Origin of the sequence: Microbispora bryophytorum (assembly GCF_006874465.1) — a bacterium.
Lineage (GTDB): Bacteria > Actinomycetota > Actinomycetes > Streptosporangiales > Streptosporangiaceae > Microbispora > Microbispora bryophytorum.
In genome coordinates this window covers 1-21,719 of the sequence record NZ_VIRL01000033.1, presented here as the reverse complement: position 1 = coordinate 21,719, position 21,719 = coordinate 1, and the positions used below count along the sequence as shown (strand labels likewise).

Sequence of the window (21,719 nt, the reverse complement as noted above, 5' to 3'; positions counted from 1 at the left end):
GGCAACCGCCACTCAGAAAACGGCATGGATCTCGCCGACCGGGACGCCCCCGCCCAGCACCGGGACGGTCGCGAACTCGGCCGCCGCCGAGACGTCCGCGCCCGCGGCCCGCAGCGCGTCGAGCGCGATCGCGGTCGTCGCCCGGGGGCCGCCGTCGATCGCCTTGACGGCCGCCGCGTGCCCGGAGGCGAGCGCCACGACCAGCACTCCCTCGGCCCCGCCCTTCACCACGGCGCCGGGCAGCGCCCGCATCAGGCGGGTGTTCACGTGACCGGTCCCGCCGACGTACTCCGGGTGCGCCCGCATGGCGTCGGCGACCGCGCGCGGCGGCGTCCCCGGCGCGGACACGACCATGGCGCGCACGGCGCGGGCCAGGCCCGTGAGCGAGATCCCGAACAGCGGGGCGCCGCAGCCGTCGATCGCCACATGGGCGGTCTTCTCCCCCGACAGCTCCTCCACCACCGACCTGACCCTCTCCTGCACGAAGTGGCCGGGGTCGAGGTAGGTGGCGGTGGGCGCGCCCGCGGCGACGGCGGCGGCGAGCATCGCCGCGTGCTTGCCCGAGCAGTTCATCCGCTCCCGCGACGGCCCGAGGCCCGCCTTGACCAGGGCCCGCCGGGCGGTCTCGTCCTCCGGCCAGTCGGGCGGGCAGCGCAGGTCGGCGAAGCCGAGCCCGGCCGCGCCGAGCATCTCGGCCACGAGCCGCACGTGGAAGTCCTCTCCCGTGTGGCTGCCCGCGGCGATCGCGAGCGCGGGACCGTGCAGGTGGGCCCCGGCGAGCAGGCAGGCGAGGGCCTGGAACGGCTTCGCCGACGAGCGCGGCAGCACCGGCGCGTCCACCGGGCCGCGCGCGACGGCGACCTCGCCGCCCGCCGAGAGCGCGACCGCGCTGCCGAAGTGGACGCTCTCCACGAAGCCGGACCGCACGACCTCCGCGAGCGGGGCGTATTCAGCGATTGACACGGATGATTCTCCTGCCACGGGTGATCCTTCTGCGCGCGCCGCCCCTGCCCGCCGCGGAGCGGTCGAGGGAACGGGCGAGCGCGGACAGCGACGCGTTGACCACGAGGTAGACCAGCGCGACGACGATGTAGGTCTGGATGAGCAGGCCGTTGAAGTTGGCCAGGACCTTGCCGCTGTAGAGCAGCTCGGCGTAGCTGACGACGAAGCCGAGCGAGGTGTCCTTCAGCAGGCCGACCGACTGGCTGACGATCGAGGGCAGCACCCGGCGGGCCGCCTGCGGCAGCACCACCAGCCGCATCGACTGCCCCGGGCTGAGCCCGAGGGCCAGGGCGGCCTCCCCCTGCCCCCGCTCCACGGACATGATCCCGGCCCGGAAGACCTCGGCGAACAGCGCCGCGTTGGACACGGCCAGCGGCACCACGAGCTTCCAGAACAGCGGCAGGTCCAGGCCGTACCTCGGCAGGGCGAACAGCACGAGGTAGACCAGCAGTAGCGCCGGGACCGTGCGCACGGCCTCGACGTACGCGGCGGACGGCAGGCGGACCGCGCGGCGCCGCGACACCCGTCCGAGTGCGAGGGCGATCCCGGCCGCCATCGCGAGCGCGGCGGACACGACGGCGGCCAGCGCCGTGGACCACAGGCCGCCGAGCAGGTAGCGCCACATCGGCCAGGTCGCGTACGGCTGCCAGCGCTCGGCGGCGAGCTGCCCGTTCGCGGCGAACTGGCGCACGGCCAGGGCCAGCAGAGCGAGCAGCACCAGCACACCCGCGACGGTGGCGAGGCGGATGCGGCGGCGGGCGCGCGGGCCCGGCTCGTCGAACAGCAGGTTGCTCACCGCGCCACCGCCAGCCGTCGTTCGAGCCGCCCCGTCACGAACCCGGCGCCGGCGGCGATCGCCGCGTACGCCAGGCCCGCCCCCACGAAGATCGGGATGGGCTGCGCCTCCAGCAGGTTCACCCGGTTGGCGGCGGCGGTCAGCTCGACCACGCCGACGGCCGCCGCGAGCGAGGTATTCATCGTGAGCGCGATGAAGATGTTGCCGATCGGCTGGACGACGGTCCGCAGCGCCTGGGGCAGCACGACGTGGCGCAGCGACTGGCCGAACGTCAGCCCCAGGGCGCGGGCCGCCTCGCCCTGACCGGCGGAGATCGCGTTGACGCCCGAGCGGAGGGCCTCGGCGATGTAGGCGCCCTCGTACAACGCGATCACCACGATGGCCGTGGTGGTCAGGCCGGCCTTGAGCCCGATCTCGGGCAGGCCGAAGACCGCGAGCACGAGCAGCACGAGCAGCGGGAGGTTCTGCAGGGTCTCGACGTAGACGGTCGCGACCCTGCGCAGGACCGGGACCGGCCCGACCCGCATCGCCACGATCACGAGCCCCACGACCGCGGCGCCGGCGAACGACGTCATGGTCATCTGGAGGGTCACGACCAGCCCCTGCCAGAACTCGGGCAGGTGATCAAACAGCGCCGACATCAGGAACCCGGCACCGACCCGATCTCGGGCGGCGTGGGGGCCTCGCCCTGCACGACCGTGCCGAGGGAGTTCTTCCAGACGTCCTGCCAGACGCCGTTCGCCTGGATCTTCTTCAGCCAGTCGTTGACGAACGACTTGAACTGGTCGTCGCCGTGCCTGAGGCCGATGCCGTACGGGTCCTGGGTGAACGGCTTGGCCACGACCTGCAGCTCGGGGTCCTTCTTGGCGTCGGCGACCAGCAGCGTCTCGTCCTGCACGTAGGCGACGCCGCGGTCCTGCTTGAGCGCCTGGACGCACTCGGGGTCTCCGCCGAAGGTGACGATCTTCGCCTGCGGCGCGAGCTTCTTGATCTCGGGAATGGCGGGGGTGTTGGCCCCGGCGATGACGGTCTTGCCGTTGAGGTCCTGCGGCGAGGAGATCCCCGTCGTGCCCTTCTTGACGGCGATGGACAGGCCCGAGGAGTAGTACGGCCCCGCGAAGGCGACCTGCTCGGCCCGTTCGGGAGTGATCGTGTAGGTCTGGAAGACCACGTCGACGGTGCCGTTGCTCAGCAGCGCCTCGCGGGTCTCGGACGCCGCGTTGACGATCTTCACCTTCGGCTGCCCGATGATGTACTTGGCCAGCGCCTTGCCGAGGTCGGCGTCGAAGCCCTCCACCTCACCGGTGGCGGGGTTCTGCTGGGACAGCAGCGGCGCGTCGAGCGAGCCGCCGACGATCAGCTCGCCGCGCTGCTTGATCTTCTCCATCGTCGAGCCGGGCAGGATGTCCGCGGCGGCGGCCACCGGGGCCTTGGCGAGCACGCCACCGCCGCCGCCCTCGCTCGCGCCCCCGCCCGGCACGGCCGAGCCGGCCGAGTCCGTCCCGGCACAGGCCGTCAGGCCGGCCATCGCCACCGCGGCGACAGCGGCCACCCGCTTAACGGACACCATCGGGGTCCACCATCCTTTGCGATCAGTGCGTGAGTACCTTGGCCAGGAAGTCCCTGGCCCGATCGGTCCGGGGGGAGTCGAAGAAGGCGTTCGGCTCCCCCGTCTCGACGATCCGGCCGCCGTCCATGAACACCACGCGGTCGGCCGCGCGGCGCGCGAACCCCATCTCGTGGGTGACGACGACCATGGTCATGCCGTCGGCGGCCAGGCCCGTCATCACGTCGAGGACCTCGCCGACCATCTCCGGGTCGAGCGCCGAGGTGGGCTCGTCGAAGAGCATGGCCTTGGGCCGCATGGCGAGCGCGCGGGCGATGGCGGCGCGCTGCTGCTGGCCGCCCGACAGCCGTGCGGGCTGCTTGCCGGCCTGCTCGGCGATGCCGACCCGGGCCAGCAGCTCATGTGCGGTCCGCCCGGCCTCGGCCCGGCTCACGCCGCGCACCTTCATCGGCGCGAGCATCACGTTCTCCAGCACGGTCTTGTGCTGGAAGAGGTTGAAGCTCTGGAAGACCATCCCCACGTCGGCCCGCAGCCGGGCCAGCTCGCGGCCCTCCGCGGGCACGGGCACCCCGTCGACGAGGATCTCGCCCGAGTCGGCCGCCTCCAGCCGGTTGAGGCACCGGCACAGCGTCGACTTGCCGGACCCGGAGGGCCCGATCACCACCACGACCTCGCCGCGTGCCACGTCGAGGTCGACGTCGTGCAGCACGTGGTGCTCACCGAACCACTTGTTGAGGCCTCGTACCCGAATCATCGCCATCTTCCTTCGAAATCGAAGATACGGCGGACCGTAATGGATGATTCTGGTCGAAGTCAACGCGTTGGCGGACAAAGTCACGCCGTGGTATTCCTTCCTCCATGCCAGGCAAAGAGAGGTTGCCGGTGCGGGGGGCGCAGGGCGACCTCCTGCGCCTCGTCGCCGCCGGCCACGCCGAGTCGCGGGCGGAACTCGCCCGCCTGTCCGGCCTGGCGGCCTCCAGCGTCTCGCTGCGCGTCGAAGAACTGATCGGCAGCGGACTGCTGGTGGAGGAGGGCGCGGGCACCTCCCGCGGCGGGCGGCGACCCCGCCGGCTGCGGCTCAGCCCCAGCGCGGGACTGCTCGCGGTCGCCGATCTGGGCGCCCACCACGCGCGCCTCGGCCTCCTCGACCTCAGCGGCACCCCGCTGGTGGTCGAGGAGCGCCCCTGCGATATCGCGGACGGCCCCGAGGCGACCATCGACGGGATGGCCGCCGCGTTCGAGGACCTGCTGTCCGCGCACGGCCCGCCCGGGGTCCCGCTGCGCGGGGTCGGCACGGGCATCCCCGGTCCTGTGGACCCGGCGACCGGCCGGGTCGTCGCGCCCTCGCGCATGCCCGGCTGGAACAACTTCCCCGTCGCGGAGCGCCTCGGCGCGCACTTCGACCTGCCGGTGCTGGTGGAGAACGACGCCAACCTCATGGCGGCCGGGGAGGCCAGGTCGTGGCCCAAGTGCGAGACGCTGATGGTGCTCAAGGCCGGCAGCGGCATCGGCTGCGGCGTGATGGTGAACGGCGCGCTCCATCGGGGGCGGGGCGCGGCCGGCGACATCAGCCACGTGCGGGTCAGGAGCGACTCGTCGGTCACCTGCTCCTGCGGGCACGACGACTGCCTGGAGGCCTACGCCAGCGGCGCGGCCCTGATGAGCGTGCTCAACGAGCAGGGCATCCCGGTGCGGCGGCCGGCCGACGTCGTCGCGCTGGTCGAGGACGGGGTGCCCGAGGCCACCGCCCTGGTCCGCAACGCCGGCCGGCTCATCGGCGAGGTGCTGACCGTGCTGGTGAACTTCATCAATCCCGACGCGATCGTGGTCGGGGGCAGCCTGTCGCCGGCCGAGCCGCTGATCGCGTCGATCCGCGCGGCGGTGTACGAGCGGTGCCTGCCGCTGGCCACCCGCGACCTGGAGATCTCCACCTCCCGGTCGGGACCCGACGCCGCCCTGCTCGGCGCCGGTTCCCTGCTGCTCGACGCCGTGCTCGCCTGAACACCGACCCTGAACGGACAGCCGTACGTGACCCGATACTGCCTCTTCGACCTCGACGGCACGCTGACCGACCCCGAGACCGGCATCGTCGCCTCGCTGCGGCACGCCCTGTCCGCGGTCGGGATTATGGAGGTGGAGCACGAGCGACTCCGCGCCATGATCGGCCCTCCCCTTCCTGAGGGATTCCTCCTGCTCGGCGTGCCGCCAGAGCGTGTCGACGAGGCGATCCACGCGTACCGCGAGCGCTACACCGACGGGATGTACGAGAACGAGGTCATCGAGGGAATCCCCGCCGTGCTGGAGGCGCTCGTCGCCGACGGCTGGACCCTGGCGGTGGCGACGTCGAAACCGGCCGTCTACGCGGAGAAGATCCTGGTGCACTTCGGGCTCGACGGCTTCTTCGCCTACGTTGCCGGGGCGACGCTCGACGGGTCACGACGGCACAAGGCGGACGTCGTGCGGCACGCGCTCGACACCCTCGGCGCTGCGCCCGAGGCGGCCGTCATGATCGGCGACCGTAGGGAGGACGTCGCCGGCGCGGCCGCCTGCGGTGTGCGGAGCATCGCCGTGACGTGGGGGTTCGGCGAGGCGGCCGACTTCGCCGATCCCGGCCTCATCGCCGTGGTGGACACGCCCGAACGCCTTCTCCAGGTGCTGTCCCAGACCGCCGCGGCCACCCCTCCGAGGGACTGAACGCCGAAGACGTGCCCGGCGAACGTTGCTTGGCCAGGGAAATACCTCGGCTGCGGTAGCGGCGGTGCAGCTCCCGAATGAACAAGATGTTTTCCAGCTTGGCGGCGCCGTATGTGCGCCGCAGAGTGAAGTTTCGATCGCGAATTCACCCACATGGCGAGGCGCCTGAAACCGCACACCCTTCAAGGGCGCCCAGCGGGTCGTAATGCACGAATACGCCGGAGAACATGCCTCCGTCCGTTGAGCGTTCGGAACGCGGCACGGCCTTCCGCCAGCGTACGGGGCGATATTGCCTTGACGTGATCGGGATGGATATGGCTACATCACTGTCGTGATCATCGCTTTCCTTCGGAAACATCCCAGTCGTTCCAGCACATCCGAATCAGGAATTCACGAGCGCTCGTCGCCCCGCGAAGAGCGCCGCAGATTCCATAAGTCATCAATCACCCGGCTGCTGGCCTGCCTCGTAACCGCTTTGACGGTGACAGCCGGCCTTGTCGTCGTGCACACACCGGCTGCCTCGGCCGCCGACATCACGACCGACCTGGGCATCACGGGCGGCGGTGACGTGGTGGCGGGAGGAGGCAAGGCCTTCATCGCCGGGGACGACCAACTCCTCGTCGTCAACGCCAACGGCACGTTCAACACCGCTGTCGGCGGCCTGTCCGCGCGGAGCCTTGCCATCACGCCGGACGGCACACGGCTGTATGCGGCACTACGCGATCCGAACGAGGTCATGGAGCTCGACACCGCCACTCTCGACACCACCCGGGAAATCAGCCTGGCCGAATACCCATGCCCGACGAACTTGGCGCTGTCGGGCAGATGGCTCTGGGTGGGATACGGGTGCGACCAATGGGATGGCGGTGTCGTCGGCATCGACTTGTCGTCCGGATACCGATCACGACTGATCCGGGTGGCGGCGACCTATGCCAGCCCCAAGGTCGCCGCCGCCGGAAATACTCTGGTGGTCGGCGACTCAGGGCTCTCCCCGGCCAGCCTGAGGGTGTATGACGTGAACACGCTTCGGGCCACCCTGCGCGGCATCATCGACGGCCACGACTACCACACGGGCTTCCTGGGAGACCTCGCCATCACACCCGACGGCTCGACGATCATCGCGGCATTCCCCGATTCGGACGAATACTTCGCCTGGGACACGACCAGCCTCCAGAAGGTCCGCGCCTACGGCCCGGATCCGGACTCCGGCTACTACTTGCCGGTCGTCGCGGTCAGCGCGGACGGAACTCACGTCGCGGCCGGACGTGGGACCAAGTCCGGACTGGGTGTCACCCTGTACGACAGTGCGACGACGGCCCCGACCTACACCGGCACTCTCACGGATCATGGCGGTCTGATGGACCTGCGGAGTCTCACTTTCTCGGGTAACGACCTCTTCGCCGTGTGGAGAGACCTGGATAGCGACCACCTGCACCTGTGGCGGCTGGAAACCGGCACGCTCCCGGAAGCCACGTTGACCCTGACGGCTCCGTCCACCGGGACCGGGGCCGACATACTCACCCTGACCGGCCGGCTCACGCTGCCCGACGGGTCGGCTCCGGGCGAGCAACCGCTTTCGGTGACCCGCTACGTGAACGACAGCGCCGAACTCACCCGCGAAGTGACGACCGCGGAGGACGGCACGTTCACCTTCACAGACAGGCCGAGAAGCGCTGGGGTGATCAGATACGACGTGATCTGGAACGGCAGTCCGACCGTGCACTGGAGCACCGCCTCGGCGACCGTCACCTTGGTCAAGGCAGTGTCGTCGATCACCCTCTCCGGACCGGAGACGGGCGTCGTCGGCACACAGCTCAAGTTCAGCGGGGTACTCTCCCAGGGTGGTCAACCCGTGGGTTCCACCACCAAGTTGAGGGTCCTGCGCGAGGTCACCAACAGCAGGGGCACCGTGGTCACCGTGCTGCCGTCCGTGTCCGCGATCATCTTCGACGGACGATTCCGCTTCATGGACACACCCGCCGAGGCGGGCGAGTACTCGTATCGCGTTGAGTTCGACGGCGACCGGGCGAGCCTGCCGACGACGGCCACCCTCGATGTGACGGTCGAAGAAGCGGGACAGGGATGACCTGCCCGGCGACCGGACGAGGTCGATCAGGGCAGGCTGCCCCACGGACGCCGTCCCGTCCGTCCCTCCCCCGGCTCCCGGCCAAGGCTCGTCAGGCCACCTGGTCGGCCGGGGCGGCCGCCGCGAGCCGTACGGCGTTGGCCGCGGTGTCGTCGATCTCACGCTGCGCCGCGAGGTCGGCCTCCACGCCGGACCGGTAGGCGTCGATCTCCGCGCGCACCCGGTCGTCGTCCCAGCCGAGGGCGGGCGCGATCAGCGCGGCGACCACGGGGGCCGCCACGAGCCCGTGGTCCCGTTCCTCGATGAAGACCCGGGTGCGCCGGACCAGCACGTCCTCCAGGTGCAGCGCCCCCTCGTGGGTGACCGCGTACACGGCCTCGGCCTTGAGATAGCCCTCCGCGCCGGGGATCGGGTCGCCCAGCCCGGGGTCGGCCTCGACGAGCGCGAGCACCTCCTCGACGCAGGAGCCGTACCGGCCGAGCAGGTGCTCGACCCGCGCGACGGGCAGCCCCGCGCGCCCGGCCAGGCGGCGCCTGTTGTTGCGCAGCGCCTCGAACCCGGCGGCCCCGAGGACCGGGACGCGGTCTGTGACCGACGCGGGCACCTTCTGGCCGAGGCCGGCCACCGCGACGTCGACCGCGTCCTTGGCCATCACGCGATAGGTCGTGTACTTGCCGCCCGCGACGATGACCAGGCCGGGCTCGGGCCGGATGACCGCGTGCTCCCTGGACAGCTTGACGGTCTGCGACCGCGCTGCCGACCCGGCCAGCAGCGGACGCAGGCCCGCGTAGACGCCCTCGATGTCGTCGTGGGTGAGCGGCGTCCGCAGCACGGCGTTGACGTGCTCCAGGATGTAGTCGATGTCGGCCCGGGTGGGCGCCGGCTCGACCTTGTCCAGGTCCCAGGGGGTGTCGGTGGTGCCGACGATCCAGTGCGGACCCCAGGGGATGACGAACAGCACGCTCTTCTCGGTGCGCAGGATCAGCCCGGTGTCGAGGCGGATCTTCTCCCTGGGCACGACGAGGTGCACGCCCTTGGATGCCTGGACGGTCACCGACCCCCGCGAGCCCGGCGACGCCCCCGCGAGCCGCTGAATCTCGTCGGTCCACACACCGGTGGCGTTGATCACCTGACGGGCCCGCACCCGCAGCTCGGCGCCGCTCTCCAGGTCGCGCACCAGCGCGCCGACGACCTGGCCCCCTCCTTCCGAGAGCGTGTCGCGCAGGAACCCGGTGACCTTCGCGCGGGTGGTGACGCACGCGCCGTACTGCATGGCCGTACGGGCCACCGTCATCGTGAAGCGGGCGTCGTCGACCTGGGCGTCGTAGTACTGGATCGCCCCGACGAGCGCGTCGCTGCGCAGGCCGGGAGCCTCGCGCAGGGCCCGGCTGTGGCTGAGCTGGCGGTGCCGCGGCAGCACGCGGGCGCCGCCGAGCGTGTCGTAGAGCAGCACGCCCGCGCCGACGTAGCCGCGCTCCCACACGCGGTGACGCAGCGGCAGCAGGAAGGGCACCGGACGCACCAGGTGCGGGGCCAGCCGGGTCACCAGCAGGCCCCGTTCCCTGAGCGCCTCCCGCACCAGCCGGAAGTCGAGCTGCTCCAGGTAGCGCAGCCCGCCGTGGATCAGCTTGCTCGACCGGCTCGAAGTGCCGGCCGCGAGGTCACGGGCCTCCACCAGCGCGACGGACAGACCGCGCGAGACCGCGTCGAGCGCGACCCCGGCGCCGACCACCCCGCCGCCGACGACGAGGACGTCGAACTCGTCCTCGGCCAGCCTCCGCAGTGCCGCCTCCCGAGCGCGGGGACCCATGGGTACAGACATATCGGTGTTGACTCCCTCGTTCTTGTCAGCCGGCCCTGTTCTGCCAGGCGGCCTGTTCTGCCAGGCGGCCCTGTTCTGTCGGCCGGCTCAGTCGACGTCGACCCAGTCGAGCGTCCGCTGGACGGCCTTGCGCCATCCGGCGTAGCCGCGCTCGCGCTGCTCGTCGCTCCAGGTGGGCTCCCAGCGGCGGTCCTCGTGCCAGTTCCGCTTCAGGTCGTCGGTGGACTTCCAGAAGCCGACGGCCAGACCGGCGGCGTACGCGGCCCCGAGCGCGGTGGTCTCGGCCACCACCGGACGCGACACCGGGACGCCGAGGATGTCGGCCTGCATCTGCATGCACAGCTCGTTGGCCGTCACGCCGCCGTCCACCCGCAGCACGTCGAGGACGACGCCGGAGTCCTGCTCCATCGCGCCGACCACGTCCTTGGTCTGGTAGCAGATCGATTCGAGCGTGGCGCGGGCCAGGTGGGCGTTGGTGTTGTAGCGGGACAGCCCGACGATGGCGCCCCGGGCGTCGGACCGCCAGTAGGGCGCGAACAGGCCGGAGAACGCGGGCACGAAGTAGACGCCGCCGTTGTCCTCGACCTGCCGGGCGAGCGCCTCGCTCTGCGACGCCCCCGAGATGATCCCGAGCTGGTCGCGCAGCCACTGCACGGCCGAGCCGGTGACCGCGATCGACCCCTCCAGCGCGTACACGGGTTTGGCCGAGCCGAACTGGTAGCAGACCGTGGTGAGCAGGCCGTTCCGGGAGCGCACGAGCTCGGTGCCGGTGTTGAGCAGCAGGAAGTTGCCGGTGCCGTAGGTGTTCTTGGCCGTGCCGGGCTCGAAGCAGACCTGGCCGACGGTCGCGGCCTGCTGGTCGCCGAGGTCGCCCGCGAGGGGGACCTCCCCACCGAGCGGGCCGCCGGCGCGGGTCACGCCGTACAGGTCGGGGTTGGAGGAGGGCCGGATCTCCGGGAGCATCTGGCGGGGGACGCCGAAGAACGACAGCAGCTCGTCGTCCCAGTCGAGCGTCTCCAGGTTCATCAGCATCGTGCGGCTGGCGTTGGTGGGGTCGGTGACGTGGACGCCGCCGTCGACGCCGCCCGTCAGGTTCCACAGCAGCCAGGTGTCGGTGTTGCCGAAGATCGCGTCGCCGCGCTCGGCGGCCTCGCGGACGCCGGGGACGTTCTCCAGAATCCACTGGATCTTGCCGCCGGAGAAGTAGGTGGCGGGCGGCAGTCCGGCCTTGCGCCGGATCACCTCGCCCTTGCCCTCCCGCTCCAGCGCCGAGGCGATGCGGTCGGTGCGGGTGTCCTGCCAGACGATGGCGTTGTAGTACGGGCGGCCGGTGCGCCGGTCCCAGACGACGGCGGTCTCGCGCTGGTTGGTGATGCCGAGCGCCGCGAGGTCGGAGGCATGCAGGCCCGCGGTCCGCATCGCGGTCTCGACGACCGCCCGGGTGCGCTCCCAGATCTCGGTCGGGTTGTGCTCGACCCAGCCCGCCTGCGGCAGGATCTGCTGGTGTTCCAGCTGGTGGCGGGCGACCTCGTTGCCCCCGTGATCGAAGATCATGAATCGGGTGCTGGTCGTCCCCTGGTCGACCGCGCCGACGTAGTCTGCCATTCTCGTTGCGCCTCTCGTCTCGCGTGGGCTCGGGTGAGCTGGGACGTGGTGGGGCTCGGGTGATCAGCCGGCCCGCGCGGCGGCTTGCGGCGTGCGGGCGGGCTCGGCCGCGTCCGTACGCGGCAGGAAGCGGGCGACCAGGAGCTGGTACAGCCCGGCGCCGATGACGCCGCCGGCCAGCGGTCCGATGATCGGCACCCAGAAGTAGAGCCCACCGTACTGGTCGCGGAACGCCGAGCCGTACCCCGTGAAGAACGAGGCGAGGCGCGGACCGAAGTCGCGGGCGGGGTTGATGGCGTAGCCGGCGTCGGTCCCCCACGCCATGCCGATCGCGACCACCAGCAGGCCGATGATGACCGGCGCGAGGTTGGCGAGCGGCGCCGAGTTGCGCTCGTCGGAGATCGCGAAGATCAGGAACAGCAGGATCGCCGTGCCGATGATCTGGTCGCGCAGCGCACCCCACTGGGTGACCGGCAGCGTGCCGTTGCCGGGGAGGGTGGAGAAGACCCCCTGCGTCTTGATCGTGTGCCCGGGGTCCGCCTTGGCCAGGACCTCGGCGTAGTTCCAGCGGACGAGCAGTGCCGCCACGAAGGCGCCCGCGGTCTGCGCCAGCGCGTACGGCAGGACCTTCCGCCAGGAGAAGCCCTTGAAGACGGCGAGGGCGACCGTGACCGCCGGGTTGAGGTGGGCGCCGCTGACGCGGGCGGCCGTGTAGACGCCGAGGGTCACCCCCAGGCCCCACGCCCACGCGATGCTGTCGTGGTCGCCGATGCCGCCGGCCGAGACCTGGGCCACGACGCCGACGCCGATCAGGATGAGAATCGCCGTGCCCGCGAACTCGGCCGCGAGCTCACCGAACGGAGTGGGTGGCCGCCGGTCGCTTCGCCCTTCCGCCATGTGTCTCCTCCTTGACCACGCCCGTCGCGTCCCCCGAGGTGCTCGCTGTGAGCACCGCCGGTTGTCCGGACGTTAAACGTCGCCCAAGAGAGCGTCAACGAATGATCGTCGGCATTGTCGAACGCTGGTCCCATTGTGTGCCTCGCACTCCATCCCGGGTATGCCGCAAACTCACACATTTCACGCACACCCCTCCGTAGGCAAAAGATCTTCCAGAAGTACGCCACAGCAGGTTCGGTCAGGTGTCGACATTGTCGTACGCCTTCCGACATGGCTAGGATCCGGTGCGTGCCGGGTCCGATCCAGTCCATCGAGCGCGCCGCCGCGATTCTGCGGCTGCTCGCCCAGGGATCGGGGCGGCTCGGCCTCACCGAGATCGCGAACTCCCTGGGACTGGCCCGCGGCACGGCACACGGCATCCTGCGCACCCTCCAGCTCGTCGGCTTCGTCGAGCAGGACGAGGCGACCGGCAAGTACCAGCTCGGCGCGGCGCTGCTGCACCTGGGCACCAGCTACCTCGACGTGAACGAGCTCCGCTCGCGGGCGATCAACTGGGCCGACGCCCTGGCCGCGCGCAGCGGCGAGGCGGTGCGGATCGGCACCCACCTCCAGGGCAGGGTCCTGGTCGTCCACCACGTCTTCCGGCCTGACGACAGCCTGCAGACCCTCGACGTCGGCATGCTCCTGCCCCTGCACGCCACGGCGATCGGCAAGGTGCTGCTCGCCTTCGACGCCAACGCGGCCGCCGCACTGCACGACGCCGTACGGGACGGAGAGCTGGAGCAGTTCACCCGCCGCACCGCGCGCACGCAGCGGGAGATGTCGCGCATGCTCGCGACCGTGCGCGAGCACGGCTGGGCGTCGGACGCCGACGAGGCCGGCATGGGCGAGGCGGGGGTGGCCGCCCCCATCAGGGGGTACGGGGGACTCGTGGTGGGCGCGATGGGCGTCTCCGGCGCCACCGAGCGGATCTGTGACTCCGGCGGGCGTCCCCGGCCAGAACTGGTGGGCTACGTGCGCGACGCGGCGCGGGCCGTCTCCCGCGACCTCGGCGCCTCCCGCTGGTGACCCTCCCCACCCCCACACCGCATTCGCCGCCCGAAGGTTGACCGCCGTGACCCAGCGCTACGTGATGTCCATCGACCAAGGCACCACCTCGACCCGGTGCATCCTGTTCGACCAGCGCGGCCGGCTGGTCTCGGTGACGCAGCGGGAGCACAAGCAGCACTTCCCGCGTCCCGGATGGGTGGAGCACGACGCCGTCGAGATCTGGCGCAACCTGGAGCGGATCGGCCCGCAGGCGCTCGCCCAGGCGGGCATCGGGCCCGGCGAGGTCGCCGCCGTCGGCATCGCCAACCAGCGGGAGACGACGGTGCTGTGGGACCGGCGCACGGGCGTCCCGGTCACCCCCGCCGTCGTCTGGCAGGACACCCGGACCGGCACCCTGGTCGACGAGCTGTCCCGCCACCCCGACGCGCACGTGGTGCGTGAGCGCTGCGGCCTGCCTCTGGCCACCTACTTCTCCGCCCCCACCGTCCGCTGGCTGCTGGACGACACCGACGGGCTGCGCGAGCGCGCCGAGCGCGGCGAGGTCCTGTTCGGCACGATGGAGAGCTGGCTCATCTGGAACCTCACCGGCGGCCCGGACGGCGGCGTCCACGTCACCGACGTGACCAACGCCAGCCGAACCTTGCTGATGAACCTGCGCGACCTCGACTGGGACCCGGTCCTGCTCGGCTTCTTCGGCATCCCCCGCGCGATGCTGCCGGAGATCCGCCCGTCCAGCGAGACGTACGGCGTGGCCCGGCGGGTGCTGCCCGGCGTGCGGATCTCCGCGGCGCTCGGCGACCAGCAGGCCGCGCTGTTCGGGCAGACCTGCTTCCACCGCGGCGAGGCCAAGTGCACCTACGGCACCGGCGCCTTCCTGCTGCTCAACACCGGCACCGAGCCGGTCGCCTCCACCCACGGCCTGCTCACCACGGTCGGCTACCAGATCGGCGACCAGCCCGCGGTGTACGCCCTGGAGGGCTCCATCGCGATCACCGGCGCGCTCGTGCAGTGGTTCAGGGACGGGCTCGGGATCATCGGCACCGCGCCGGAGATCGAGACCCTCGCGCGCACGGTCGACGACAACGGCGGCTGCTACATCGTCCCGGCGTTCTCCGGGCTGTTCGCGCCCCACTGGCGCAGCGAGGCCCGTGGTGTCATCGTCGGGCTCACCTCGTACATCACGAAGGGCCACCTCGCCCGCGCGGTGCTGGAGGCCACGGGCTGGCAGACCCGCGAGGTGGTCGACGCCATGAACGCCGACGCGGGCATCGCCCTCACCACTCTAAAGGTCGACGGCGGCATGACGTCCGACAACCTGCTCATGCAGTTCATCGCCGACGTGCTGGACGTGCCGGTGGTCCGCCCCATGGTCGCGGAGACCGTCTCCCTCGGCGCGGCGTACGCCGCCGGGCTCGCCGTCGGCTACTGGCCCGACCTGGAGGGCCTGCGGCGCAACTGGCACCGCGCCGCGCAGTGGACGCCGGCGATGGACCCGAAGCGGCGCGCGGACGAGTACGACAACTGGCGGCGGGCGGTCGAGCGCTCCTTCGACTGGATCAAACCCACCGCGGGCCGGGCCGGCCCCTGACAGCGGCCGGTCGGCCCGATCGGACTCGCGGCACTCTTGCACCCAATTAATTGACCATATAGCGTCATCTAGTCAATCAATGAGGATGGGCGGATGACCAAAGTAGGACGGCCCCCGCAGGATCCGGCGCGCCAGGTGGAGCGGGCGAACCGCATCCTCGACGCCGCCGCGGAGCTGATCGGCCGGTGGGGCTACGACAAGACGACGATCGACGACGTCGCCAAGCAGGCCGGTGTCGCCAAGGGCACCATCTACCTGCACTGGAGAACGCGCGACGCGCTCTTCGCCGCGTTACTGCGCCGGGAGCGGGTGCGGATGCTCGAGGAGGTGCGGCGGAGCGGTCCCGCCACCCCGCGTGAACTGTTCGCCGGGATCGCCGCGGGCTTGCTGCGCCGGCCGTTGCTCAAGGCGGCGCTCGTCGGCGACTCGGAGGTGCTCGGCAAGCTCGTCCGGCAGAAGCGGCACGGCCCCGGCGCGGTGAACCCGGGCGAGGCGTTGGACGCCTACTACGCCGCGCTGATACAGGTGGGCGCGGCCAGGGACCTGTCGGGCGACCACGTCCTGGTGATCGGCTCGATCATTTACGGGTTCCTCACCGTGCCGTGGATGCTCCCCGGCGGGCCTCCCCCGGAGGAGCGACTCGCCCCGCTGCTCGCCGACATGGTCGAGCGCGCCATCGGCACCGGACGGGCGCTGCCGGATGACGCCGTAGACGCTGTGGAACGGGCCACCCTCGACTATCTCGACTCGATGACTTACGTCGCCCGGCGCAAGCTGGCGGACTCCCTGAGCTCTCCGAGGAGCGTGTGACATGAAGGTCGTCATCCCCCTGGACGACACCGGCGCCGACCTCGCCACCGTGGGCGGGAAGGGCGCCTCGCTGGCCACCCTCGCACGGGCAGGGCTGCCCGTCCCCGGCGGCTTCCACATCACCACCGAGGCCTACCGGGCCTTCGTAGCGGACTTCCGCGAGGAGACGCTGGCCGCCGCCGCGGCGGGCGACGCCGAGCGGATCGCCGCCCTGTTCGCCGGGCGCGAGCTTCCCGAGCCGATCGCCGCGGAGATCCGCGCCGCTCATGCGGCACTGGGCGACGACGTCCCGGTGGCCGTGCGCTCGTCCGCCACCGCTGAGGACCTTCCCGGCATGTCGTTCGCCGGGCAGCAGGACACCTTCCTCAACGTCAGAGCCGATGAGCTGCTCGACGCGGTCAAGCGCTGCTGGGCCTCCCTCTGGAACTCCCGCGCCATCGCCTACCGGGAGCAGAACGGCGTGCCACACGACGACGTCGCCCTGGCGGTCGTGGTGCAGGAGCTCGTGGACGCCGACGCGGCGGGCGTCATGTTCACCGCCGACCCCGTCACCGGCGCGCACGACAGGACCGTGATCAACGCGTCGTGGGGCCTGGGCGAGGCCGTGGTCGGCGGCCATGTCATCCCCGACACGGTCGTCGTCTCCGGCGCCGCGGTCGTCGAGGAGCGGACCGGCGACAAGACCGTCATGACCGTCCGCGCCCCCGGCGGCACCCGCGAGGAGCCGGTCCCCGAGGACATGCGCCGGGCTCCCGTCCTGTCCGGGGCGCAGGCCCTGGCGCTGGCCGAGCTGGGAGCGCGCGTCCAGGCCCTGTACGGCACGCCGATGGACGTGGAATGGACCATGCGCGCGGGCACGTTCGCCCTCGTCCAGGCCCGCCCGATCACCGCTTCCGGGTCACGGGTGGAGGAGTGGAACGACAGCCTCAAGCGCGACTACCTGTGGACGTCCGGCAACCTCGGGGAGGCCATCCCCGACGTCATGACGCCCATCACCTGGTCGTTCGTCCGTCTGTTCATCAACGAGGCCATGTCGGCCTCCGCGCTGCCCGGCTTCGACCTGGTCGGCAACATCGGCGGCCGTTTCTACATGAACCTGAGCATCGCGGTCTCCGTCGCCCGGGCGTTGGGCATGGGGAGCAGGCTCGGTGCGATCGAGCAGGTCTTCGGCAAGCTGCCGCCGGGCCTGGACGTGCCGCCGCTCGAGATGTCCCGGTGGCAGATCATCACAACGGTGGTGCCCTTGGCCGTACGCCGCCGGCGCAGGGTCAGGGCGAGCCTCGGAGGCATGCGGGCCTTCCTGTCCACCTCCCTGGAGCGATGCGAGGAACTGCGCGCCGCGATCCGGTCCACCTCGTCGGCGCCGGAACTGGCCGGCCTGTGGTCGCGGGCCGTCGAGCCGCATTTCCGCACGGCCTGCCGCATGCTGGAGGCCGCGGGCCGGCAGGACGGCGGCACGCTCGTCCTCACCCGCGGCAGCCTGCGCAAGCTGGTGGGCGAGACCGACGCAGACGCCATCCTTACGGGCGCGGGCGGCGAGGGCGAGCTGGCCAGCCTCGGCCTGATCACGGGGCTGGGCCGGCTGGCCTCCGGCGAGATCACCAGGGAGACCTTCACCAGGCTCTACGGCCACCGCGGCCCGCACGAGTTCGAGGTGTCCGTCCCGCGCCCCGGGGAGGACCCCGCCTGGATCGACGCTCAGCTCGCGGGGCTGCGGGACACACGGGCCGACGCGGACGTCCTGCTGGCCCGGCAGCGCGAGGCCAGGGAGGAGGCGTGGGCGCGGTTCGCCCGGCGCCACCCCCGCCGCGAGGCCGGGATGCGGGCCAGGGTCGCGCGCTGGGCCGGGGTGGTGCGCGACCGCGAGGCCACCCGGTCGGAGGTCATCCGCGCGTTCTGGGTGCTGCGGGACTTCGTTCTGCGGGCCGGCGAGCTGACGGGCCACGGAGACGACCTGTTCCACCTCTACCTCGACGAGCTACTCGCCCTGCTCCGCGGCGACGCCACGCCGCTGGAACGGGTGCCCGTGCGGCGGGCGACATACGAGATGTACGCTGCGCTCCCGCCGTACCCGACGCTCATCGTGGGCCGGTTCGACCCCGTTCGCTGGGCGACCGACCCCGGCAGGCGCGCCGACGTCTACGACGCCTGCGGCGCGGTCCCCCCGGCCGTGGACACCGTGACCGGCTTCCCCGGCGCGCCCGGCGTGGTCGAGGGAGTCGCCAGGGTGATCGCCCGGCCCGAGGACGGGGAACGGCTCCAGCCCGGCGAGATCCTGGTCACCACTCTCACCAACGTGGGCTGGACGCCGCTGTTCCCGCGCGCGGCGGCGGTGGTCACCGACGTAGGGGCGCCGCTGTCGCACGCCTCCATCGTGGCCCGCGAGCTGGGCATTCCCGCCGTCGTGGGCACCGGCAACGCCACCACGCGGGTCCGCGACGGCGACAGGATCAGAGTGGACGGCGCACGCGGCACGGTGGAGCTGGTCGGCCACCCGTGAACGCGCGGCCAACCGGCCGTACGCGTTCTCGGGATGGCATGTGCTCCCCGCAGCCGGTCTCACCTGCGGAGGGCTCGCACACCTGATCCTGAAGGCGAGCCCTGCCGCCGAGTCGGCCGAGACCGCCCTCCCACCCGCGCGGAGCCGGGACGGCTCAGGAGGTCGGGCCGATGTCGGGCTCTGGCTCGGGCATCGCCGACTCCTCCCCGGTCGCGGGCGGCGTCTCGGCGGCCGGCGTCTCGATGTCGGACACACCGCCGATCATCGTCTCCAGGCCCTCGTCGTCCGGTTCCGGTGTCAGCGGCTCGGGCGAGGCGCCCCTCGCGTCCCGTGCTCCGGATCTGTCCGCCACCACGTCCGCGTCTCCTCCCACGTGTCCTCGCCGCTGTCCGCCGGTCCCCCCGGCCCGCGGATCACCCATGACCGCTCACCTGCCCCCGTCGTACGGCCTTCATTCATCTTCGCAAAGGCCCCTCATGCGTACGCCCGGGCCTCCCGGGGGTAGACGACAGGTGATCGGAGCGAGGAGTGGACGGCATGGACATGCGTCGGCGTGGCCTGGTCGACCGGGACCTCGACGAGGCCGCGGCCGACCTCCTGGCGCACGATTCCCGGCTGCGCGGCCTGGACGTGCGGGTCCGTTTCGACGGCGGGGTGGCCCACGTCGAGGGCGACGTGCCGGCCACCGCCGACCTCGCCGTGCTGCGCGAGCGTCTCGGCCGCCTGGCCGGGGTGCTGGCGGTGTGGGACCGGGTGCGGGTGGCCGGCGCCCCGCCCCGGGTCGTCGATCTCGGCTGCGGCGGCACCAAGCAGCACCCCGGCAACATCGGCGTCGACCTGCGCCCCGGCCCGGTGATCGACGTGCTGGCCGACCTGGCCCACGGGGTGCCGCTGGCGGACGCGTCGGTGGACCAGATCTTCGTGGTGCACGTGCTGGAGCACCTGGCCGACTACCTGCCCCTGCTGCGCGAATGCCACCGCGTGCTGCGGCCGGGCGGCGTGCTGCACGTCCTCGCGCCCTGGTGGCGGCACGTCAACGCGGTGGCCGACCCCACGCACGTCCGGCTGATCGACGTGCAGACGTTCAAGCACCTGTGCCGGCCCGACGACGCGGGCCGATGCTGGTATCCGCTGCTGGTCACGCGCGACGAGTCCACGGTTTTCGCGGACCTGGTTCCGGCCGTGGACGGCCAGGAGCCCGCCTGCGAGCGGCGGCTGGCCCGGTTCTTCGACTGAACGTGCCGCCGGCTCGCCCGTTACTGCGGTAATTCGTTTCTCAAAATGTCATGGCATCGCGGCTCGCACCACGGGTAGGGGCCCATCGTGGGTAGGTGGTCAAGGACCACGGGGGTGGGCAGATGGAGCAGGGCATCCCCTCTTCTCACGGGCTGTCGCTCGCGTTGACGGGCATGCTGGAGGGCAGCCATCTGGTCGCGTTCGAGGACATCCCGTCGCTGATCGACCGCCACAGACGCGAGGCGGGGTTCAAGGGGATCGGTGTCTACCTGGCCGACCTTCAGCAGAGCGTGTTGCGCCGGCTGTGCGGCCACGGCGAAGCGGACGCCCAGCCGGAGGAGCTGAAGATCGACACCACGCTCGCCGGGCGCGCCTTCCAGGAGGTCCGCATGCTGCGGAACGGGCCGGAGGGCAGCGGTCCGCGCCAGTGGTGGGTTCCCCTGCTGGACGGCACCGAGCGCCTCGGCGTGCTCCACATGATCCCCGAGTCGGAGGGCGACGACGTCGAGGAGCGTATGCGGCACATCGCGTCCCTCCTCGCGCTGGTCGTCGTCAGCAAGCGCTCCTTCAGCGACTGCCACGCGCGCCTCGTCCGGAGCCGCCCGATGAACGTGGCGGCCGAGATGCAGTGGAACCTGATGCCGCCGATGACCTTCGCCACCCCCTCGGTGACGATCGGCGCGGTGCTTGAGCCGGCGTACGAGATCGGCGGCGACGCGTTCGACTACTCCACCTCCGGCGAGCAGGTGCACGTGGCGATCTTCGACGCGATGGGGCACGACGTGTCGGCCGGACTGACCGCGAACCTCGCGGTGGCCGCCTGCCGCAACCAGTGGCGGCAGGGTGCGAGCCTGGTGCGCAACAGCGAGGCGATCGAGCGGGTGCTGATCGACGAGTTCGGCCGGGGCGACCGCTTCGTCACGGCGATCATCGGCGACCTCGACCTCGCCACCGGTCTGTTCACCTGGGTCAACCGCGGCCACCACGCGCCGGTGCTGATCCGCCAGGGCCGCTGGATCTCCACCCTGCAATGCCCGCCCGCCCACCCGATGGGACTCGACCTCGGCCTGCCCGTCCTGCTCTGCCGGGAGCAACTGGAGCCCGGTGACCGGCTCCTGCTCTACACCGACGGCATCACCGAGATGCGCAGCCCCGACAGCGGCGAGTTCGGGCTGGGCCGGTTCGTCGAGTTCATGATCCGGCAGAACGCCGCCGGCCTGCCGGTGCCCGAGACGCTGCGCCGCCTGATCCGGACCGTGATGGAACATCACGACAGCCGGCTGCACGACGACGCCACCGTGCTGCTCGTCGAGTGGCACGGCACGGCCCACGAGCAGCTCAGCCCCTGAGCCCTCGGCGGGTCGAGACCTCCGGCGCGGCGGGGTGGCCGCACCGGAGGCGTGTCGAGTGGGGCTATCGGGCCCAGGTCCACTTCTGGTTGGTGCCGCCGTGGCAGGAGTACAGCTGGATCTTGGTGCCGTTGCTGTTGGCGGCGCCGACGGCGTCGAGGCACAACCCGGACTGGACGCCCTGGATGGAGCCGTCCGAGTTCACCCGCCACTTCTGGTTGTCGCCGCCCCAGCAGGAGTAGATCTGCACCTTGGCGCCGGTGCCGGCGCCGGCCGCGTCGAGGCACTTGTTGCCGTACACCCGGATCTCACCGGCGGAGGTGGAGGCCCAGGTCTGGTTGGTCTGGCCGTTGCAGTCCCAGATCTGCACCTGCGTGCCGTCCGCGGTGCTCGCGCTGGGCACGTCCAGGCAGCGGCCCGAGGCCACCCCCTTGATCGCCCCGCTACCGCCGCCGGAGGTCGGGGTCGCCGACGGACTGGGCGATGCGGGCGCCGACGGGCTGGGTGAGGGGGACGATGGTGTGGTGCCGTCGAGGCCGAGGAAGGAGATGGCGTAGGCGAGTTGGCCGTTCATCGGCAGTTGGTGGCCGACGCCGGAGATGCTGATGCCTTCGACGGTGGCCTGGGTGGAGGTGTTGCCGTAGCGGGTGCGGGTCCATGACGACTGTGGGTGGTCGGTGAAGGCGGGGGTCTGGCTCAGGCCGTTGAGGTTGGTCC

Annotated in this window: 19 protein-coding genes; 9 read left to right on the top strand and 10 right to left on the bottom strand. The window is 71.5% G+C overall.

Annotated features, from left to right (window positions below; all coding sequences use genetic code 11):
- Nucleotides 1–12: 12 nt before the first annotated feature.
- Genes FLX07_RS34480 through FLX07_RS34460 form a run of 5 tightly spaced genes read right to left on the bottom strand, consistent with a single transcriptional unit; the run spans nt 13 to nt 4,119 of the window.
- Nucleotides 13–963 carry an asparaginase gene (locus tag FLX07_RS34480; protein WP_208762543.1) on the bottom strand — a complete coding sequence of 317 codons (951 nt, stop codon included), beginning with the start codon at nt 961–963 and terminating at the stop codon, nt 13–15.
- On the bottom strand, nt 950–1,798 hold the full coding sequence (locus tag FLX07_RS34475; RefSeq protein WP_142575912.1) for an amino acid ABC transporter permease: 849 nt from the start codon (nt 1,796–1,798) through the stop codon (nt 950–952). Before FLX07_RS34475 ends, FLX07_RS34480 begins: the two co-directional genes overlap by 14 nt.
- The gene (locus FLX07_RS34470; protein WP_142575910.1) at nt 1,795–2,439 is read right to left on the bottom strand and encodes an amino acid ABC transporter permease; all 645 of its coding nucleotides are present in this window, start codon (nt 2,437–2,439) and stop codon (nt 1,795–1,797) included. The genes FLX07_RS34475 and FLX07_RS34470 overlap by 4 nt, the downstream gene beginning before the upstream one ends.
- Entirely contained in the window at nt 2,439–3,368 is a 930-nt protein-coding gene (locus FLX07_RS34465) for a glutamate ABC transporter substrate-binding protein (protein ID WP_142575908.1), read from the bottom strand. Before FLX07_RS34465 ends, FLX07_RS34470 begins: the two co-directional genes overlap by 1 nt.
- A 22-nt stretch (nt 3,369–3,390) precedes the next feature.
- Nucleotides 3,391–4,119: an amino acid ABC transporter ATP-binding protein gene (locus FLX07_RS34460; protein WP_142575906.1), complete on the bottom strand. Its 729-nt coding sequence runs from the start codon at nt 4,117–4,119 to the stop codon at nt 3,391–3,393.
- 104 nt (nt 4,120–4,223) lie between these two features.
- On the opposite strand from FLX07_RS34460, the gene FLX07_RS34455 reads away from it, so the two are divergent.
- The 3 genes from FLX07_RS34455 to FLX07_RS34445 all read left to right on the top strand — a co-directional run bounded on the left by FLX07_RS34455 (nt 4,224) and on the right by FLX07_RS34445 (nt 8,145).
- Nucleotides 4,224–5,366, top strand: a complete 1,143-nt coding sequence (locus FLX07_RS34455) for an ROK family protein (RefSeq protein ID WP_223854366.1) — start codon at nt 4,224–4,226, stop codon at nt 5,364–5,366.
- 27 nt (nt 5,367–5,393) lie between these two features.
- Nucleotides 5,394–6,059 carry an HAD hydrolase-like protein gene (locus tag FLX07_RS34450; RefSeq protein ID WP_142575904.1) on the top strand — a complete coding sequence of 222 codons (666 nt, stop codon included), beginning with the start codon at nt 5,394–5,396 and terminating at the stop codon, nt 6,057–6,059.
- Between the two features lie 331 nt (nt 6,060–6,390).
- A complete protein-coding gene (locus FLX07_RS34445; RefSeq protein ID WP_142575902.1) occupies nt 6,391–8,145 on the top strand; it encodes a YncE family protein in 1,755 nt (584 codons plus the stop codon).
- A gap of 91 nt (nt 8,146–8,236) precedes the next feature.
- Here FLX07_RS34445 and FLX07_RS34440 read toward each other — a convergent pair whose 3' ends face one another.
- The 3 genes from FLX07_RS34440 to FLX07_RS34430 form a co-directional block, all read right to left on the bottom strand.
- A complete protein-coding gene (locus FLX07_RS34440; RefSeq protein ID WP_142575900.1) occupies nt 8,237–9,967 on the bottom strand; it encodes a glycerol-3-phosphate dehydrogenase/oxidase in 1,731 nt (576 codons plus the stop codon).
- A gap of 87 nt (nt 9,968–10,054) precedes the next feature.
- Entirely contained in the window at nt 10,055–11,572 is a 1,518-nt protein-coding gene (gene glpK / locus FLX07_RS34435) for a glycerol kinase GlpK (RefSeq protein ID WP_142575898.1), read from the bottom strand.
- Nucleotides 11,573–11,635: 63 nt separating this feature from the next.
- Nucleotides 11,636–12,469 (bottom strand): MIP/aquaporin family protein, encoded by an 834-nt coding sequence (locus FLX07_RS34430; RefSeq protein WP_142575896.1) that lies wholly within the window; start codon nt 12,467–12,469, stop codon nt 11,636–11,638.
- A gap of 288 nt (nt 12,470–12,757) precedes the next feature.
- On the opposite strand from FLX07_RS34430, the gene FLX07_RS34425 reads away from it, so the two are divergent.
- The 4 genes from FLX07_RS34425 to FLX07_RS38625 all read left to right on the top strand — a co-directional run bounded on the left by FLX07_RS34425 (nt 12,758) and on the right by FLX07_RS38625 (nt 18,417).
- Entirely contained in the window at nt 12,758–13,537 is a 780-nt protein-coding gene (locus FLX07_RS34425) for an IclR family transcriptional regulator (RefSeq protein WP_142575894.1), read from the top strand.
- Between the two features lie 46 nt (nt 13,538–13,583).
- Nucleotides 13,584–15,107, top strand: a complete 1,524-nt coding sequence (glpK, locus tag FLX07_RS34420) for a glycerol kinase GlpK (RefSeq protein ID WP_142575892.1) — start codon at nt 13,584–13,586, stop codon at nt 15,105–15,107.
- A gap of 93 nt (nt 15,108–15,200) precedes the next feature.
- Nucleotides 15,201–15,917 (top strand): TetR/AcrR family transcriptional regulator, encoded by a 717-nt coding sequence (locus tag FLX07_RS37280; protein WP_208762542.1) that lies wholly within the window; start codon nt 15,201–15,203, stop codon nt 15,915–15,917.
- A gap of 1 nt (nt 15,918) precedes the next feature.
- Nucleotides 15,919–18,417: a PEP/pyruvate-binding domain-containing protein gene (locus tag FLX07_RS38625; RefSeq protein WP_142575890.1), complete on the top strand. Its 2,499-nt coding sequence runs from the start codon at nt 15,919–15,921 to the stop codon at nt 18,415–18,417.
- 154 nt (nt 18,418–18,571) lie between these two features.
- On the opposite strand, the gene FLX07_RS34405 is transcribed toward FLX07_RS38625, so the two are convergent.
- Nucleotides 18,572–18,772: a hypothetical protein gene (locus tag FLX07_RS34405; RefSeq protein ID WP_142575889.1), complete on the bottom strand. Its 201-nt coding sequence runs from the start codon at nt 18,770–18,772 to the stop codon at nt 18,572–18,574.
- 182 nt (nt 18,773–18,954) lie between these two features.
- Between FLX07_RS34405 and FLX07_RS34400 the strand changes: the two genes are divergently transcribed.
- Nucleotides 18,955–19,653, top strand: coding sequence for a methyltransferase domain-containing protein (locus tag FLX07_RS34400; RefSeq protein ID WP_142575887.1), 699 nt, complete (start codon nt 18,955–18,957; stop codon nt 19,651–19,653).
- A 95-nt stretch (nt 19,654–19,748) separates the two neighbouring features.
- Nucleotides 19,749–21,002, top strand: coding sequence for a PP2C family protein-serine/threonine phosphatase (locus tag FLX07_RS34395; RefSeq protein ID WP_142575884.1), 1,254 nt, complete (start codon nt 19,749–19,751; stop codon nt 21,000–21,002).
- 64 nt (nt 21,003–21,066) lie between these two features.
- Here FLX07_RS34395 and FLX07_RS34390 read toward each other — a convergent pair.
- The coding region (locus FLX07_RS34390; protein WP_142575882.1) for an RICIN domain-containing protein at nt 21,067–21,719 on the bottom strand (653 nt) is incomplete at its 5' end.

What these genes read in the sequence shown, in the direction of transcription:
- FLX07_RS34440 (WP_142575900.1), bottom strand. Translation starts at nt 9,967, where the DNA reads ATGTCTGTACCCATGGGTCCCCGCGCTCGGGAGGCGGCACTGCGGAGG.
- FLX07_RS34455 (WP_223854366.1), top strand. Translation starts at nt 4,224, where the DNA reads ATGCCAGGCAAAGAGAGGTTGCCGGTGCGGGGGGCGCAGGGCGACCTC.
- FLX07_RS34465 (WP_142575908.1), bottom strand. Translation starts at nt 3,368, where the DNA reads ATGGTGTCCGTTAAGCGGGTGGCCGCTGTCGCCGCGGTGGCGATGGCC.
- FLX07_RS34430 (WP_142575896.1), bottom strand. Translation starts at nt 12,469, where the DNA reads ATGGCGGAAGGGCGAAGCGACCGGCGGCCACCCACTCCGTTCGGTGAG.
- FLX07_RS34470 (WP_142575910.1), bottom strand. Translation starts at nt 2,439, where the DNA reads ATGTCGGCGCTGTTTGATCACCTGCCCGAGTTCTGGCAGGGGCTGGTC.
- FLX07_RS38625 (WP_142575890.1), top strand. Translation starts at nt 15,919, where the DNA reads ATGAAGGTCGTCATCCCCCTGGACGACACCGGCGCCGACCTCGCCACC.
- FLX07_RS37280 (WP_208762542.1), top strand. Translation starts at nt 15,201, where the DNA reads ATGACCAAAGTAGGACGGCCCCCGCAGGATCCGGCGCGCCAGGTGGAG.
- glpK (WP_142575898.1), bottom strand. Translation starts at nt 11,572, where the DNA reads ATGGCAGACTACGTCGGCGCGGTCGACCAGGGGACGACCAGCACCCGA.
- FLX07_RS34400 (WP_142575887.1), top strand. Translation starts at nt 18,955, where the DNA reads ATGGACATGCGTCGGCGTGGCCTGGTCGACCGGGACCTCGACGAGGCC.
- FLX07_RS34460 (WP_142575906.1), bottom strand. Translation starts at nt 4,119, where the DNA reads ATGATTCGGGTACGAGGCCTCAACAAGTGGTTCGGTGAGCACCACGTG.